At 51.0% G+C, this 17,310-nt stretch carries 16 protein-coding genes; 9 read left to right on the top strand and 7 right to left on the bottom strand.

Features of this window, described 5'->3' with window-relative positions:
* Positions 1–9: 9 nt before the first annotated feature.
* On the bottom strand, positions 10–1,473 hold the full coding sequence (locus tag BN1189_RS07180; protein ID WP_052455729.1) for an aminoacyl-histidine dipeptidase: 1,464 nt from the start codon (positions 1,471–1,473) through the stop codon (positions 10–12).
* Positions 1,474–1,488: 15 nt separating this feature from the next.
* On the bottom strand, positions 1,489–2,916 hold the full coding sequence (locus BN1189_RS07185) for a YfcC family protein (protein ID WP_040226874.1): 1,428 nt from the start codon (positions 2,914–2,916) through the stop codon (positions 1,489–1,491).
* Positions 2,917–3,176: 260 nt separating this feature from the next.
* Between BN1189_RS07185 and BN1189_RS07190 the strand changes: the two genes are divergently transcribed.
* The gene (locus BN1189_RS07190) at positions 3,177–4,355 is read left to right on the top strand and encodes a PDDEXK-like family protein (RefSeq protein ID WP_040226876.1); all 1,179 of its coding nucleotides are present in this window, start codon (positions 3,177–3,179) and stop codon (positions 4,353–4,355) included.
* 16 nt (positions 4,356–4,371) lie between these two features.
* Here BN1189_RS07190 and BN1189_RS07195 read toward each other — a convergent pair whose 3' ends face one another.
* Positions 4,372–5,244, bottom strand: coding sequence for a LysR family transcriptional regulator (locus tag BN1189_RS07195; protein WP_040226878.1), 873 nt, complete (start codon positions 5,242–5,244; stop codon positions 4,372–4,374).
* A gap of 115 nt (positions 5,245–5,359) precedes the next feature.
* Here BN1189_RS07195 and BN1189_RS07200 point away from each other — a divergent pair, with 115 nt between their 5' ends.
* The 4 genes from BN1189_RS07200 (at position 5,360) to BN1189_RS07215 (ending at position 7,613) form a co-directional block, all read left to right on the top strand.
* Complete coding sequence (locus BN1189_RS07200) at positions 5,360–6,157, top strand: YczE/YyaS/YitT family protein (RefSeq protein ID WP_257125394.1); 798 nt, start codon at positions 5,360–5,362, stop codon at positions 6,155–6,157.
* A gap of 309 nt (positions 6,158–6,466) precedes the next feature.
* Positions 6,467–6,652, top strand: a complete 186-nt coding sequence (locus tag BN1189_RS16765) for a type II toxin-antitoxin system HicA family toxin (protein WP_373604621.1) — start codon at positions 6,467–6,469, stop codon at positions 6,650–6,652.
* Positions 6,639–7,217 carry a toxin-antitoxin system HicB family antitoxin gene (locus tag BN1189_RS07210; RefSeq protein ID WP_179860925.1) on the top strand — a complete coding sequence of 193 codons (579 nt, stop codon included), beginning with the start codon at positions 6,639–6,641 and terminating at the stop codon, positions 7,215–7,217. Before BN1189_RS16765 ends, BN1189_RS07210 begins: the two co-directional genes overlap by 14 nt.
* Positions 7,218–7,238: 21 nt before the next feature.
* Positions 7,239–7,613, top strand: a complete 375-nt coding sequence (locus BN1189_RS07215) for a hypothetical protein (RefSeq protein WP_040226881.1) — start codon at positions 7,239–7,241, stop codon at positions 7,611–7,613.
* Positions 7,614–7,700: 87 nt separating this feature from the next.
* Here the strand turns inward: BN1189_RS07215 and BN1189_RS07220 are convergent, their stop codons facing one another.
* Positions 7,701–8,936 carry a metal-dependent hydrolase family protein gene (locus tag BN1189_RS07220; RefSeq protein WP_040226883.1) on the bottom strand — a complete coding sequence of 412 codons (1,236 nt, stop codon included), beginning with the start codon at positions 8,934–8,936 and terminating at the stop codon, positions 7,701–7,703.
* A gap of 27 nt (positions 8,937–8,963) precedes the next feature.
* Positions 8,964–10,136, bottom strand: coding sequence for a hypothetical protein (locus BN1189_RS07225; RefSeq protein ID WP_179860926.1), 1,173 nt, complete (start codon positions 10,134–10,136; stop codon positions 8,964–8,966).
* Between the two features lie 309 nt (positions 10,137–10,445).
* Between BN1189_RS07225 and BN1189_RS16050 the strand changes: the two genes are divergently transcribed.
* The gene (locus BN1189_RS16050) at positions 10,446–10,595 is read left to right on the top strand and encodes a hypothetical protein (protein ID WP_179860927.1); all 150 of its coding nucleotides are present in this window, start codon (positions 10,446–10,448) and stop codon (positions 10,593–10,595) included.
* 33 nt (positions 10,596–10,628) lie between these two features.
* On the opposite strand, the gene BN1189_RS07230 is transcribed toward BN1189_RS16050, so the two are convergent.
* Positions 10,629–12,461, bottom strand: coding sequence for an IS1182 family transposase (locus BN1189_RS07230; protein ID WP_179860928.1), 1,833 nt, complete (start codon positions 12,459–12,461; stop codon positions 10,629–10,631).
* A gap of 233 nt (positions 12,462–12,694) precedes the next feature.
* Positions 12,695–14,083 carry a YfcC family protein gene (locus tag BN1189_RS07235; RefSeq protein WP_040226885.1) on the bottom strand — a complete coding sequence of 463 codons (1,389 nt, stop codon included), beginning with the start codon at positions 14,081–14,083 and terminating at the stop codon, positions 12,695–12,697.
* A 129-nt stretch (positions 14,084–14,212) separates the two neighbouring features.
* Between BN1189_RS07235 and BN1189_RS07240 the strand changes: the two genes are divergently transcribed.
* From BN1189_RS07240 to menC, 3 genes are read left to right on the top strand one after another with little or no spacing between them, the layout of a single operon-like run.
* Positions 14,213–14,998: a MurR/RpiR family transcriptional regulator gene (locus BN1189_RS07240; RefSeq protein ID WP_040226887.1), complete on the top strand. Its 786-nt coding sequence runs from the start codon at positions 14,213–14,215 to the stop codon at positions 14,996–14,998.
* 16 nt (positions 14,999–15,014) lie between these two features.
* A complete protein-coding gene (locus BN1189_RS07245) occupies positions 15,015–16,148 on the top strand; it encodes a M20 peptidase aminoacylase family protein (RefSeq protein WP_040226889.1) in 1,134 nt (377 codons plus the stop codon).
* On the top strand, positions 16,145–17,290 hold the full coding sequence (menC, locus tag BN1189_RS07250; protein WP_040226891.1) for an o-succinylbenzoate synthase: 1,146 nt from the start codon (positions 16,145–16,147) through the stop codon (positions 17,288–17,290). The genes BN1189_RS07245 and menC overlap by 4 nt, the downstream gene beginning before the upstream one ends.
* The last annotated feature ends 20 nt before the right edge of the window (positions 17,291–17,310 follow it).

Consider the following 17,310-nt stretch of genomic DNA (forward strand, 5'->3'; position numbering starts at 1 on the left):
TTAATATAATCAGATGTGTTTCAGAACTTCTTTCAAAAACCTCCAGAAGTTCTGGACGGAGGAGATGGAGACATACTCGCCGGGGGTGTGCAGATTGCGTGATGTTGGACCGGCAGCAATCATGTCTAGCGGTTTGGTTGATTTTTTGGCAAAAACACCGCATTCGAGACCGGCATGAAGAATGTGGAATTCTGGTGCGATACTGAACATTTCTTCATAGACCTCATGGAAGATCTGTTTCAAGCGTGAATCAGGATTGTATTCCCATTCGGGGCAATCTGCCATGATATGTATTTCACCGCCTGCATGCTTGGCGAGGAATGCGACCCGGTTGTACATCTCGCGATAGACACTTTCGACGGAGCTTCTTGTCATGACTTGGATGACTGCTTTGTGTTCCTGAAGTCGGATGGTGCCGAGATTAATGGAGCTTTCGACCGTGCCTGGAATTTCTGCGTCCATCCTGATGATGCCGTTATCGGACAGATAGAGGTAGTCGATAAGACGTCCCGAAGAATCGGTGGAAAGGACATTGGCGGGGCGGTCCTTGTTTTCCAGAACTACTATTTCGAGGGTAGGTTCGGTCGAACGATATTCATTTCGGTAAATTTTTTCGTAAGTCAAGATGAGGTTGAGGACGGTTTGCTTGTCGTTTGCATTCACAGTAATCAATGCTTCTGTCTCTCGCGGGATCGCATTATACTGGAGGCCACCGCTTAAACTGGCAAGGGCTAAGTCTGTTTCCCGGCGAATCGCCTGGAGGAGCCGAGACATTAGCTTATTGGAGTTGGCGCGTCCGCGATGGATATCTTCGCCGGAATGGCCGCCGGTGAGTCCGCGGACAGAGATGGAGAGCGTGACGGTGTCCGCAACAGCCTGGACCCTCTCGATCGGAATTTCGACCCTTATGACTGGACCGCCTGCACAGCCGACGACAAACGAGCCTTCGTCGTTTGCATCCAGATTGATGAGCATTCGGCCTTCGACTCGGTTCATGTCAAAGTGCTCTGCTCCGACGAGCCCTCTTTCCTCGTCACTGGTCAAGATGATTTCGACGGCAGGGTGTTCAGCCTCCTTGTCGGCGAGAAGAGCCAGTGCGAGCGCAACTCCAATTCCATCGTCCGCGCCGAGCGTCGTCTCCTTCGCAATGACTTTATCGCCTTCGACTTCCACGTTTATCGGGTCTCGATCAAAATTGTGCAGTGTGCCCTTGTTTTTCTCGCAGACCATGTCGGTGTGCGCTTGCAGGATGACGGGAGGCTTTAATTCGTATCCTTTAGTTGCAGGTTTTTTTATGACGAGATTGAGGTGGTCGTCTTTCTGCCAATCCAAGCCGTGGGATTCAGCGAAATCGATCAGATAGGCGACGACCTGCTCTTCCTTTCCAGAGCAGCGGGGGATTTGTGTCAAGTCCTCAAAGAAGTGGAATACTTCATAAGGCTCAATGTTCTCTAAAACTCGTTCTGTTTCCAATTGACTCATCCTTTCTCAATTCATGATCAACGTCGTGCCGACGAGCACAACGATTGTTACAAGGCCGATGAAGAGCGCGAATTTCCAGATGAACTTAATCCATGTAAGGTACGAGGTTTTAGTCATGACGAGTACCCCCATCAGGATGGCAACCGTCGGCGAGATCAAGGATAGCATCGCGTTGGCCGACTGGTATGCAATGACAACAATTTCACGTCCGACACCCGCAAAGTCTGCGAGTGGTGCCATGATTCCCATCGATAGCGTGGCCAGTGCCGAACTGGACGGGATGAAGAATGATAGCACAAGATAGATGATATACGATGCAGCTGCGAACACGCTGGATGATGTATTGGATAAAACCGATTCTCCTGCGTGCAACACAGTATCGGTGATCATCGCATCATTCATGACGACCGCCACGCCACGTGCAACTCCGATGATAATTGCCACACCGAGGAGGCCCTTTGCTCCGTCTATGAACGTATCAATGAACTCCTCCTCTTTAAACCTGGCAACGAATCCGACAAGGAGAGATGCGACAAGGAACACCGCACTCAGCTCGCCGAACCACCAGTTCATTGTGGGAATGAACGAAATTCCAAGTTCTCCCCACGGAAGAACGCCCCACATCATGACGACGAACGCGAGAATGAAGATTGCCAGTACAGCCTTTCGCTTCTTGGTGAAATCGAGCAGGTTGTCGAGATTGACGTCCTTCAGGAAAAACTTCTCGTTCTCTTCCTTTTGTGCGTAGACAAGTGACTGCGTTGGATCCTTTTTTACTTTTTCGGCGTAACGCATTGTGAATAGAATGCCGGCAGGTATGTAGATAAGCAGCAGGACAATCCGTATGACAATTCCGTCGCCCATGGAAATTCCCGCAAAGCGGCTCGCAATCGCAACCGCGAATGGGTTCGCAAATGATGCCATCACCCCCAGCGCCGCTCCCAGTTTGATCACCGCTATCCCGGTAAGCGTGTCATATCCTGCCGCAAGCAGGACCGGGATTAACACGAGGAAGAATGGCAGCGTCTCCTCTTCAATTCCAAAACTTGCCCCTGCCAGGCTAAACATGAGCATCAATGCCGGGATTAGAAGCTTCTCGCGCCCTTTAAGCTTTCTGATCGCATGCCCGATGCCTGCATCAATCGCGCCGGTCTTCATGACAACAGCCAGAAATCCACCGATGACAAGAGTGTATAAAATGATGTCGACTGACTCCATGAACCCATTGATCGGTGCCATGATAACGCCGCCAAATCCTTGGGGATGTGACTCGACCGTGTGATAGGTATCCGGAATCGGACGGTCTGTCCCATTGTTCGATTCGTACTCATACGTTCCGCCTGGTATTACCCAACTCAATAATGCGATGCCAATAATGATACATAAGATGATCGTATAAGTGGATGGCATTTTGAACTTCTGTTTCTTCTCCATGAGTTGCCCCCTTGTAACGTGTAATATGAATATGCGATATAAAGTCGCATATTTGCGATTGTGAAAGCGCTTCACATAAAAGTAAACGCTAATATCGCAAAGAAGTCATTATACAGTCTGTCTATATAAAGTCAGGTTGAGTAGACAGGGGGAGGGAAGAGGATGTGACTACTGATTGTGCAGCCGTGGACGTCTTAAGTCTGAAAAAGTTAATAAATAGAGTCAGGTAGAAGAACTGAGAGCAAGAGAGGAGCCTGCCCATGACCGACCGTGAATCATTGGAACAGCTGCTGATGGATACTGAGTTACTTGACCGATTGGAAGCAAGAGTTAGCGGCTTTAATATGTTTGAGACGCTGGGGTTGGTGAATGCCGAGATTCGGCATAGCAATATGCTGGCCTGGCTGATGTCGCCTAAAGAGAATCATGGCTTGGACGATGTGTTTTTAAAGCGGTTGATGCAAGAGGTGTTTTACTTGAATCCCGGATCGTTCGGGTATTCACAATTGAGTCTGTTTGATATCTCCCTGATGGATTACGGCACGTTCACCGTACGGCGGGAGTATCGGCATATGGATCTGTTGCTGGTGTCGGACGTCGAGAAAGTGGTGATCGTCATTGAAAACAAGATTTGGAGCTCTGAGTCCGATCACCAATTGGGTGATTATCACAGCAAGATCCAGCAGGAGTTCTCGGATTACCACCAGGTCTTTCTGTTTTTGACGCAGACCGGTGATGAGGCGAGTGATGCGGAGAACTGGATTAGCGTCACGTACGAGGATGTTTTGCGGGTGCTTGAGAAGAGCGTGTCGTTGAAGAAGAATGAACTTTCGCCGGCGGTCACGTCATTTATAGAGCAGTATCAGGAAGTGCTGAGGAGGTATATCGTGGGAGACGAGGAACTCGGTCGCATTGCAAGGGAGATCTATTCAAAGCATAAGCGGGCGCTGGACTTGATTTATGAATACAAGCCGGATGTATATTCAGAGGTGACGGACGCGGCTGAGGAGCGGTTGAAGGGGACTGACGGAATCATCATTGATTCGAAAACGAAAAATCGGGTGCGTTTCGTCACAGAAAAGATGGATCCGTACATCGACCGGGTCAGCACTTGGACGGAGAGCGGTCGGATTCTCTTATTTGAACTAAGGAGCCGGAACGAAAAAGTTGTCCTTAAATTGCTTGTCGGGCCAGGACAAGAAGAAGTGCGGGAGCGGTATTTTGGGTTGAAAGACAAGCACCCGGCTATTATGAAACGGGCACTTGGACAGTTGACCCCGAAAATCACTCAAGTGTATGCTACAGATCTCGTGCCCCGAAAGACCTTTAGAGACCTGGAGGAGGACACCGGTGCCATTGTCGACCGGGCACTGGAGAACTTGGACAGGTTCCTGAAGGAGGAGCTGCCGAAGATTGAGCGGGTGGTGGAAGAGGAGTAGGAACTTTTGCTCCTCCTCACTCCACCATCCCCCAAAACCGTTCCGCCGCCCTCGTAACGGGGGCGTTTTTTAATTTCACGAGAATGGGTTCGACGTGGTATTCGATCTTGGGGAGTTCGTAGATTTTCAGGTTGTTGAAGAACATGGATTTGTAGTGCATGCCCGGGATGATGGAGACGCCGAGGCCGCGGTTGACGAGGGCGACGGCGAGCGGAACGTCTTTGCATTCGGCGACGATGTCGGGTTTCAGGCCGAGCGTTTCGAATGCGCGAAGGACGGCGGTGGAGAAGGAGTAGCCTTCCATGGCGCTGAGCAGGATGAACGGGAGCCGGGCGATTTCTTCGAATGACGGTTTGTCGGACAGTTTGTCGGACCAAGACTCGGGGGCGAGCAGGACAGCCGGCTGGGTTTTCAGCTTTTTTGTTTCAACTTCTTCCAGTTTGGCGGGGCTTAGGATCAGCGCGAGATCGAGATCCCGCTGGCGTAGCTTGGCGAGCAGTCCTTCCGAGTCCCCTGTGGTGATTTCCAGGTGGGTTTTCGGGAATTCATCGCGGAAAGAGGCGATGAATTCGACCAGCAGGTTGTAGCAGGCGGAAGAAACGCCGATTCGCACGGTCCCCGCGGTGCCGGATTCGATTTCCCCGATGCGGCGCTTGATGTCGTCCATCCCGCTCAGCAGCTGCTCGGCGTATTCATAGAGCAGCCGGCCGGACTCCGTCACTTCCCATTTCTGGCGGTAGCGATGGATCAGCACCGTGCCCAGCTCCAATTCGAGCTTCTTCAATAGCTGGCTCAGCGGCGGCTGTGCGATGTGGAGCGCTTCCGCCGCTTTGGAAATGTTCCCGTGCTTTACGATTTCCCGATAATATTGTAGTTGACGGATATCCATTTAATCAGCTCCGTTATATGTTATTGGATATAATACTACTACCAAATAGATATTATTAGTATAACGAGGATTGTGATAACATAGAAAGCATAGTCTTAGAACAGCGAGGGATGTAATGAATCATATTCATGTAACGATCAAACGGCTTTCCTTGTACGTGGTCGGCCTGTTTTTCCTGTCACTTGGCGTCAGCTTCTCAATCCTGGCCAGCTTCGGCGTCTCGCCGGTGTCTTCGCTCGCCTATGCATTCTCACTGACAACGGGCCTGTCGGTCGGCATGATGACCATCGTCGCCAATCTGTTGTTTATTATCCTGCAAATTATAATCAGCAAACGGTTCAACCCACGCGAAGCAATCGTTCAATTGATGATTGCCTTTTTATTTGGCTTCTTTATGGACCTCACTCTCTATCTTCTGCAACTCCTCCCCGTCTCTGAAACCCCGGCGGTCCGCGTGCTGTTCCTGATCGTCAGCCTCTTTGTTGTGGCCGTCGGACTGCTCGGCTATACGAGCGTGAAGCTCCCGCTCATGCCATACGATGAACTGACCGCCGTCATCGCTACACGGTTTAAATGGGCCTTCGGCAAAGCCAAAATCACGAGCGACCTCCTGAACGTCGTCCTCGCCGGTCTCGTCTGCCTGACCTTCATCCGGACACTCGGCTCGATCGGCATCGGCACTGTGGTGGCTGCTGTCTTCATCGGCAAAATCCTCGGCTGGCTGATTGTCCACTTCCGGGAACCGATGTTGGCCTGGGTGTACCGGGGGCGTGAAGACCTCCAGGTCACGACCATCGCCATGCAAGCAGAACAAGCAGTACTGGAAGAAAAAGAAATAGCCGAACGCGAACGTCTGGATGCGCTGAAGCATGCAGCTTCGGTGCAAGTGAAGGATGAGGACTGGTCGGTTTAAATTAATAATTTAAGGAACGGTTATCCGTTCCCAAATGCAAACACACGCGCATCTCACTTGAGGTGGGCGTGTTTCATTATCCCCTAAGCGAACCAAAACTGCGTTCTGTATGGAAGGTGAGCTGGAAGAGAAGTTCAGGAATAAATGGTTGACTGGTATTCATAAATTTTGATAAGCAGTGTCAGAGAGTGCTAAGATAAGAAATAAGGAGTGACACTACACATGGTGCGGATGTGATTCATATTGGGCAAAAGCGATAAGTTGTATGAGCTGATAAAGAGAAATCCGAAAGACCACTCTTTCAAGGCTTTGAAATCTTTGTTAGAGAAATACGGGTTTATCGTCAAACCAGGAAAGGGTTCTCATCATTCAGTTCGACATCCTGTATACAAAGATCTGACTTGGACCCTTTCTGAGCGAAAGCCGATGAAGGTTTTTCATGCGAAAGAAGTGGTTAGACTGGTTGAGGAGGTTATGCAGCGTGAAAACCATTAATATGACACTTGATGAATTCCTGGACCAGGACTATCAAACCGTAATCACTCCGTATCACGATCGGGAGTATGATGAAAAAGGATTTGTCATCACCTGTCCCGAACTTCCGGGAATTAAAGTCTTTGAAGAGTCGATTTCTGAAGGGATGGAAGAACTGCGTGAAGCCAAAATTGCATGGTATGAAATGATGGAGGAAATGCACGCTTCAATTCCTCTGCCTAAAGTAGAAGAACCGCCTTCAGGAAGGTTGACACTTCGGTTGCCGGTTTCTCTGCATGAGCAAGTGACCCGGTATGCAGATCTCAATAAACAATCCCTCAACAATGCAATTAATTCATTGATCGCAGAAGGTCTGCATTCATTCGATAACCGGGCGATTGTGGCTCAGTTAAAACAAATTAATGAACAAACTAAACGTTACCAAGTCACCGTGGCATTTAAAGATGAAGGTATTCGTCCCTATGACTTGCCCTCCAAAAACCTTTTTAAAAGAAAGAAAAGAAATAGGCATGCTGACCGCGCTTCGAATGTGAAAGTCAAGTTTGATGAGGCGCGTTTTCATTAAGACTGTGGAGGCGATGAGCGGATGGAAAAAGAAGTGAATATCAAAATTTTAGATATAGAATTGGAAGAGCTATCACTTAAAAAAACTGAGAATCGGACCTCGCTTGCTGCAAATAAGCAAATGACCTATAGAATTGAAGGAAAAGTGGTTTCGCTTATTTGCGACTTTGACTTCGCTTTGGATGAACTTCGCTTAAAGTTTATATACAGGTATGTCATTGCCATGGAAAGTCTAGAGGAAAAAGAGATTAAACAATTTATCGAATCTGAAGAAGACGAATTGTTATATCCAATCTACAATAAAGCTTCAGCGCTTGTTAGCAAGTTAACGGATGAAGTTCACACATTTCCTTTCGCAGCCTCTATGTGGTTATGGGCGGGAGAGTCAGAGGTTTAATTGGCCAGCTGGCAGGGTGCCATAGACAAGTGACAAGATACACATAAAAAACACGCACATCTCGCCTGAGATACGCGTGTTTTCTTCTTAAAGTTGTTTAACGAACTGTCCACCCTTAATAACCACCCGAATATTCCCCTGATCCGCCAGCACATACACATCCTCCAACGGATTCCCGTCCACGATCACGACGTCTGCCAGTTTTCCTTCTTCCAATGTGCCGACTTTATCTTCCCAGCCCATGCACTCCGCGGCGACTTTTGTGGAGGCGACGATGGCGTCCATCGGGGTCATGCCGTCATCGACCATGAGGCCGAGTTCGCGGAGGTTGGTGCCGTGTTTGAAGACGCCGGCGTCGGTGCCCATGGCGATTTTCACGCCGGCTTTGTAGGCGCGGGCGAAGCTTTCTTTGTGGGCTTCAATGACTTCCTTCGCTTTCTCGACGGCGGATTGTGGCATGCCGACTTCATCGGCCGTTTCGAGGACAGAGACGGGCGCCAGCAGGGTCGGCACCAGGTACGTTCCGTGTTCCTTCATTAATTCTATCGCTTCCTCGTCAATGTAAATCCCGTGTTCGATCGAGTGCACGCCGGCACGGACGGCGTTTTTGATGCCTTCCGCTCCCTGCGCGTGAGCCATGACTTTGACGCCTTTGCGGAAGCGGGCTTCTTCGACGATGGCCGAGAGTTCCTCGAACGAGTACTGGGTGAATTCCGGGTGGTCGGTCGGGCTCATGACGCCGCCGGTTGCGTGGACCTTGATCACTTCGGCGCCGGCACGGAGCATTTCGCGTGTTTTCTTGCGCACTTCGTCGACGCCGTCCGCGATTCCGTTCGGCATGCCACGGTAGCCGGAAGGGGAGATGTCGAGCACGTCGCCGTTGATCTGCATGCCGTCGCCGTGGCCGCCCGTGATCGTGAGTGCGTTGATGCTGAGCTGGACGCGCGGTCCGTTGATGAGCCCGTCATCGATCGCGCGCTTGACGCCGAGGTCTGTGCCGAGTGCATCGCGGACGGATGTGACGCCTGCATCGAGCGTCGCTTTCATGTATTTCATTGCCTGGTAATACATGTAGCTGAACGGTGTGGTGAGCCGCTTTTCGAGCGGAGCGTATTCAAACATCATGTGGATGTGCGTGTCGATGAAGCCCGGAAGGACCGTCTTGCCGGCTGCGTCGATGACCGTTTCGTCGCCGGATTTCGTGTAGCCCGAAGCGTCCCCGACATACGCGATCTTGTCGCCATCCGTGACGACGATTCCCTGTATCGGCTCGCTGCCTGTCCCGTCGATGATCGATCCGTTTTCAATGATGGTCTTTGTCATGATGAATTCCTCCAATAATAGATGGTTTTACAAGAATGAAATCAGAATGCCTGCCACGACGACCGACGCGATCGTCACTGTCGTGAAACCGCCGATCAGCATCGGCGTCAGCAGTTCGTTGAAGATCATCTTTTCTTCTTTCTCCGAGCGGGCGGTGCTCCGGGCCACCTCTTCGCACATGATGTAGTCCGCCGGGAAGCCGAACAGCGCGGTCAGCGCGACCGGCATCCCTTTGTACGGATCCCACTTCACGAGCTTCGAACCGACGAATCCGCCGAGCGCGATGCCCGCCGTTCCGAGGACGATGATGCCCGCAACTGCCGGCAATTGCTCCAGTACTTCCTGCGGTGATACGCCCGCCATCGATCCAATGACGACGAAAATGATTCCGAGCATCGTGATCGTGAACGAATTCGCCTTCACGAGCGACTCCTGCTCGAGGAACCCGATCTTCGCTCCGATGATCCCAAACGCGAGGCACCACAGGCTGTAGTGGATCGGCGTCACGCTGCCGAGCACGACGCCGAGCGCACCGACGAGAAAGACGAAGAACAGGCGGATCGTCATGCTGGAGCGCACCGGTCCGAGCTTTTTCGTCTCGGCTTCCTCGGTGGAAGACGTGCCGTTCATCGGTTTGAACGACCCGTCATCAATCTGGCCGAGCAAGCGCTTGGCGTAGGAACGCATGAAATTCAGCGCGAGCGGCATCCCGATGAGGCCCTGGAACGCCACAATGAGGGCGGGGATGAGGGCGACCGTGCCGAGGTTGAGCTCCTGCAGTTTCTCGGTCGTGATGATCATCGCCACGATGCCGCCGCTGAGCGGCCCCATCCCGGCAACCGCCGTTTCAAAGTTGAACACGAGCGGAATGACGGTGAAGATGAGTGCGGCGGCGATGATGATGCCGGACAGGGAAATGACGACCGCGCGGTACTGCTCGCGGAGCACCTTCATTGGAATGAGCGTGCCCATATGGACAATCGCCGGTCCGATCAAAATCGCCCCAAGCACGGCAAACTGCGAACTTTCCAAGAGATCCGCAGGGAAAATGCCCGTCCAGGATAGGACCATGAAGCTGACCATCGCCGTGAGCAGCATCGGAATCCGCGCCCGCGACACAATCGACAGCCACTCCCCGAACGCAATCAAGGCAAAGATCAAGACCGTGGCAACAAGAGGCGAGTGAATGATGTCTGACATGGGGTGTCCTTCTTTCTATTCAGGATCGAGTGTAGACAGGGTAAATGTGTTGACCGCACTAATTCTACTTACCTGAATTCGTTAAGTCAATGAAATTTTCAGAGATATATCGCATAAAGTATTTTGTAAGCGTTATCTTTTCAGATGGTACCGTCCGTGCCTTTTAAGAGCGTGATATCGGTGAAAATAAACGAGGAAAGACAGTGAGGGATCTAAATCTGCTCGTTTCAATAGGATGGGTTGATGGCCGTTTAAAATGATCAGGTGAGGGGAATAATGGAAATATCGATACCGGACGGAGGAAAAGGAATGTACGAACAATCCGCAGAACAAACGATGTTCCGATATGAATTGTCGCGTCTGGCCATGGATCATAAATACTGTGAAGACCATGAAATCCGACTACTGATCGCTAATGACATGGAGTTGCTGGAATGTGCGCTTTGCGCCATTCAATGACCGTCTCAGGAAGGTCTTTTTTAACGAGCAGATCTATGCGGAGCGGGAGTGTGACCCAATCCGACTTCCAATATTAAAGGGGGCTGTCCGATAAGTCCCTAAAATGATGAAGGAGGCGAAAAACAAATCGTTTTTCGCCTCCTTCCTTTTATTTTGAATATGTTTGGCAGAAGGCATCCGCAGGATGCCCGCCACTTTCAGGAAATTGTGGGCGAGTGCCAGGATTCCAAACTCCAAGTGAACCTTATCCAGCCCTCGAAGATGGAATCGACGGAACGCCAAATTGCCCTTGAGATTCCCAAAAACTGTCTCCACTTCGATTTTCCGAAGGGCGTAGATCTGTTTTAGGGTTTCATCATCAAGGGCTTTTCTTGCCTTGGCCTTCAATTCCTCATAAATCGGATTCCAGTGAACCTGCCGGTTCCCTTTTGCCTTGGTGCACAGTGCTTTCAACGGGCAGTCACTGCAATCCTCGCACTCATAGATTTTGAAATCCTGGACGAAGCCAGACGCATTTTTCTTTTTCATGTATTTCTTGAAGCGGACTTTCCGTCCGTTCGGACAGACGAACAGATCATCCTCTTCGTGATACGCCCAGTTCTTGGCGTTGTATGCGTTTTTCTTATAACTGCGCGATTGTTCCTTCAGGTAGGTGTTATACGGGATTAGAAAATCGGCAACCGCTTCTCCGTCTTCCTCTCCGAGAAGATACAGGTAATTCTCCTCACTTCCATATCCCGCATCCGCGACAATGCGCTTTGGCATCGGCAGCGCAGTTTCCCGGTAGGCTTCCATGTGTGGGATCAGACACCGGGTGTCTGTGGGCCGCTGGTGAACAGAATAGAAGAGAACAAATTGGTTTTCGGTGGCCATCTGGATATTGTATCCGGGCTTGAGCTGCCCGTTTTTCATATGATCTTCTTTCATCCGCATGAATGTGGCATCCGGGTCTGTCTTCGAGTAGCTATTCCGGTCTTCTCCGCAAACCTCAAGCTGGGCAGCATATTTCTCTTTCCTCGGAATGAAGTCATCCCGGACCAACTTGAGCTTCCTGCGGATCATCGAGCGTTTTCTACGGATTCCCTTGCGGACCGCTGTATCTGTCTCTTTCTCACTTTTGTCCGTCAGGATCTCTTCCTGTCCTTCCAAACGGGAGACGGTCTCCATCAGTTCCTCCACCGAAGGATCACCTTCAGGCAGACTTCCCATTTCGAATCCCTCTGCCTCTGCAATCTCATGGATCTCCTGCAGGGTCTCGCTGATTTTCTTTTTCAGCTTTTCCTCGTATCCCAACACCGCTTTCTTGAATACAAAGGAATATTTATTGGCATCCGCCTCGATTTTCGTCCCATCGAGGAAGTAATTTTCAAAGTCAATGAAGCCGCGATGATGCAATTCCATCACCATCGCTTCGAATAAATCATCGATCATCTTGGGCATTCGGACCCCGCGGAACTCATTGATGGTCCGGTAGTCGGGAAGCTGGCCGGCGGCCAGCCACATAGCAGGAATGCTTTCCCTTGTCAGCTTTTCAATGCGCCGGCAGGAATATTCCTTTTGGGAGTAGGCGTAAAGAATGATCTTAAGCATCATCTTCGGGTGGTAAGAACTGCGGCCGCCTCCGGAATAATGCGCAATGAGCTGATCATCCGGAATCGTCTCGATCATTTCATCAATGACACGTGCCACATGGTCATCGGGAACCAGCGATTCGACATCGAAGATGGCGAAGGACTGGCGGTTATCATAGGGCTTGAAGACAGGCGCCAACCGGCGTTTTGGACGTTTTTCCTCAGGCTTGTTCACCTCTGCCAAGATCTCCATTTCTGTGGTATACTCTGTTGTAGCAGTCTTCGGATTGCACATAAAAAGATCGCTCCTTTGTGTGTGTTGTTGTGGTGACTCCATTCTACAAAAGGCAGCGGTCTTTTTCTATTTTTTTGAGAGAGATAAAAAACAAGAAAGGGGCTGTTACAGAAAGTCGTTTTTATCGACTTTCTGGACAGCCCCCTTACCTTATTTGATTGCCTTACTGAGTGTGCTTCACGAGGAAGTCTGCCATGAGCTTGTTTGTCCCTGCAGTGTTGTCTGCCTTTCAATCAGAACGGTCCCCAGCCGATCCACACACCGATCATGAGATAGATAGCGCCGATGACTGTCCAGATGAGCAAGAGCGGAGCGACGAACTTCGCCCACTTTGTCCACGGGACCCCTGCGACCGCAAGGCAGGCCATCAGAACGCCTGAAGTCGGTGTGATCACGTTGGTGAAGCCATCGCCCATTTTATATGCCTGAACGGCAACTTGGCGAGGGACCTCCATAATGTCTGCAAGGGGCGTCATAATCGGCATGACGATGACTGCTTGACCGCTGCCGGATGTGACAAGGAAGTTAAACAGTTCGTTTGCGATGAACATGACGACTGCCCCGGCAGCGCTCGTGAACGGGGTCATGAGCACCGCCATGCCTTCAACGATCGTGTCCAGGATTTTTCCGTTTTCAAGAATGACGACGATCGAGCGGGCCATCCCGATAATCAGGGCACCATAGACGAGCCCCTTTGCTCCGTTGAAAAACTCCTCAACAAGTTTATTCGGCGTGATCCGGTCGATGATGGCGGTACCGACAGCAATGACGAGGAAGATGGCCGCCATCTCGTTGAGACCCCATTGATGTTGGAAGACACCGTACACGTAAATTCCGATCCCGACGGCCAGCCAAATTAGGACAAGCTTATGGACACCCGTCATTTCCTGCGTGCCGTCGACTTGCGCGTCTTTATCGACTTTCGGGAACGGATTGTCGCTCAGGACGCCCTTGGACGGGTCTTTCTGGATCTTCTTCGCGTACCAGAAAATATACAGCATCGTCACAAGCACGATTGTCGCGAAAATAATGATGCGGTAGCCGACTCCTGAGAAAATCGGTAGCTCTGCGATCTGCTGTGCGGTACCGGTCGTGAGAGGGTCCAGGAACGCCGTGGCAAATCCCGAGTAGGCACCGAGGTAAATGATAGAGACGCCGACGATCGCATCGAATTTCATGGAGCGTGCGAGAATAATGCCAATCGGGATAAAGGCGATTACGGCGTTTACGACGATTCCGAGTGCGCCGAAAATAGAGAACAGGAGCATGACCCCGGCGATCAGGACGAGTTCTTTGTTTTTCGTCTTTTCGATCGTTTTCAGGATCAGCGCATCGATAGCGCCGGTTGCTTCAATGACGGCGAATGATCCGCCGATGATGAGGACAAGGAAGATCAGCGGAGCGGCCGCGATCATCCCTTCCTGAATGGCGAGGAAGACATCCAGCAAGCTTGAAGAAGAGGACTCAATCTGTGAATAACTGCCTGGCACGACAATCGTGGCGGCGTCTGTTTCCTGGCGTTCATATTCACCGGCCGGAACGACCCATGTCAGAACAGCAGCAAGCGCCAGGATGATAAACAGGATGACATAGGCATCGGGTAACGCGAATTTCTTTTTCATCGGAGAACCTCTCTTTCTATACCTCAGAGTAAATGAGTATTCGGAACATTTAATTGACTAAGAATAGAATAAACCATATAATTTATTTAATCAATATTAAATCTGATAGTTTAAAAGAGGGGCTGTTTCATGACTTACCGGGAAAAAGTAAAGACATCGTTTGAGATGCTGACCCCCGGCCTGAAAAAGGTTGGAGAGGCCCTAATGGCCAATCCAATTTTGTTTGCGACAAAACCGGCGCGCCAAATTGCAGAAACATTGGGGGTAGGAGAAACGATGATTGTCCGTTTCTCCAAAGCGGTCGGATTCACAGGGTTTGGCGAACTGCAAAAAGACGTGCAACGGGCATTGATCGCCGGGCCGTCCTCACAAGAAGTCAGAGAGAGTTCATTCTCGGGTGTGATTAAAAGCGATATTCATAATCTCCGGCGCGCTGCAGATGATTTAGATACAGAAGCAGCCATGAAGATTGTGGAAACGGTCTCCGACGCGGAGAGCGTGCAAGTCGTCGGATACTATCAGTCATTTCCATTCGCACATTGGTTTACATTTTTGCTGAACACGATCAGAGAGAACGTCTCACTTTTTCGACCCGAAACCGAAATCGGAATTACAAAAAATGGGCCGTCGCATTGTGTGCTGATTTTTTCCTATTATCGGTATGCGCTGGGAACCATTCGGCTCGCCGAAGAAGCCAGGGCCAACGGGAACCAGGTGGTCGTAATCACGGATTCATCGCTCTCCCCGGTTGTGCCGCTTGCCGATCAAGTGCTGGTGTTGCCCGGAGCCGAAAGGTCGGCACTTGAAAAAGGACCTGTCACTTTTTCGGTCATAAATGCGCTCCTTCTTCATATTGCGGAGAGAAGCGGCAAGTTGGATTTCATCAATCCGGGGAATCAGTATTTTATTCAATAATGAGGGGGAACTCAGAATGAATGAACTGGAAGAGAAAGTACAGGAGACATTTGATCATTTTCACACGCATCCGGAGCTGAGCTGGGAAGAAGTGGAGACGACCCAAAGGGTGGCCGAGCTGTTGGAAGAGGCGGGCTGCAAAGTGAGGACATTTGATGACTGTACGGGCGTGATTGGTGAGATCGGGAACTTTAGCGATGGGCATCCGGTAATCGCCGTGCGTGCCGACATGGATGCGCTGTATCAGGAAGTTCAAGGGGAAATGAGGGCGAACCATTCATGTGGCCATGATGCCCATATGACGATGGTGCTCGGCACGCTCTGGAATATCCAGAACCGGCCGGATATCCTTGAAAAGATCGGCGTGCGGTTCATTTTCCAGCCGGCTGAAGAAGTCGGAGCGGGGGCACTGAAACTCGTGGAAAAAGGGGTCGTTGATGACGTGGACTACTATTATGGCATCCACCTTCGACCGGTACAGGAAACACCTGACGGGAAGGCAGCTCCTGCAATTGTCCACGGAGCGACAGGTTCCATCGCCTTTGAGATCAAAGGGGATGACGCACACGGGGCCCGGCCGCATCTGACCCATAACGCCGTGGAGATCGGTACCTATCTGATCAATGCGTTCCACACGATTCATCTCGACCCGAACATCGCCCACACAGCGAAAGTCACCCGCTTCCTCGCCGGCGGCCGGAACATCAATATCATTCCGGGCAGCGCACAGATGGCAATCGATGTCCGGGCACAGACAAATGAATTGATGGAGCAGCTCCGGACAAGGATCCTGGAGATCATTCAGTCTGCCAGGGATTTGTTCAACGTGGCGATTAATATCACCGAAGAAGCAGGCATCGCGGCGGCCGAAGTCAGTTCCGAGGCTGAGGGAATCGCAAGACAGGCGATTGTCCGCGCTCTCGGAGAAGAGAACTTAACCGACCCGATCATCACACCCGGCGGAGATGACTTCCATTTCTATACGATTAAAAGACCTCACGTGAAGGCAACGATGGTCGGCCTCGGGTGTGGCCTCGCGCCGGGACTCCATCACCCGGACATGGCGTTCAATCATGATGCCTTAATGAACGGAGTTAAAGTTTTGAGCGAAATCCTGAATCTGCATGCAGAAGGGGTGAGTGAAAAGTGAAATCTGTAAAATTAAAGGAAGTCCGTCTGCACCATATCAACGTTTCATTAATTGCACCGTTTACAACGAGTTTCGGGACGATGGAGAACAAAGACGTTTGCCTGGTTGAAGTGGTGGACGAAACGGGCCGGTCCGGTTGGGGAGAGACCGCCACGAGCAATGAGCCGTATTACAACGAGGAAACGACCGAAACGGCTGCTTACATGCTGAAAGACTTTTTCATTCCTCGGCTTCTTCACCGGGAGATCGGGCATCCGTCAGAAGTACATGGCATGCTGGAGTTTGTTCGGCGAAACAATATCGCGAAGGCGGCCATCGAGACGGCAATCTGGGATGCATTTGCCAAGAAGAACGGCAAATCCATCGCAGAACTAATCGGAGGCACAAAAAAGGAGATCGAATCAGGCAAGAGCATCGGAATCCAAGAGAGCCCGGAAGCACTCGTCCGCAAAGTGGATCAGTATGTAAAGGAAGGATTCCGCAAAATTAAAGTGAAAATCAAGCCAGGCGCCGATATTGACTATATACGGGCGGTTCGGAAAGCTTTCCCGGACATTCCTCTGATGGCCGACGCCAACTCGGCATATACACTTGAGGATATCGGTCACCTAAAGCAACTGGACGATTTTAACCTGCTCATGATCGAGCAGCCGCTGGCCCACGATGACATCATCGACCACGCGACCCTGCAAAAACAGATTGAAACTCCGGTCTGCCTGGATGAGAGCATTCATTCCTATGAAGATGCCAGAAAGGCAATCGAACTCGGCAGCTGCCGGATCATCAACATCAAAATCGGACGGGTCGGCGGGTTGCAGGAGTCCAAGCGGATCCACGACCTGTGTATGGAAAAGGGAATCGATGTGTGGTGCGGAGGCATGCTGGAAACGGGCGTCGGACGGGCGCACAATATCCAGATGACGACGCTCCCGAACTTCACCATTCCTGGCGATACCGCTCCATCCAGCCATTACTGGAAGGAAGACATCGTCACACCGGAAATCGAAATGGAAGATGGGCTGATTCAAGTGCCGGATGGCGTGGGGATTGGGTATGAAATTGATCCAGAGAAGCTTGCAAAGGTGACCCAATCGGTGGAGATGATCAGATCGACGAAGAGCCGGCATCCGATCCCGGAGTGAGCAGTCATACGCACATTAAG

Source organism: Bhargavaea cecembensis (genome assembly GCF_000826125.2).
GTDB lineage: Bacteria > Bacillota > Bacilli > Bacillales_A > Planococcaceae > Bhargavaea > Bhargavaea cecembensis_B.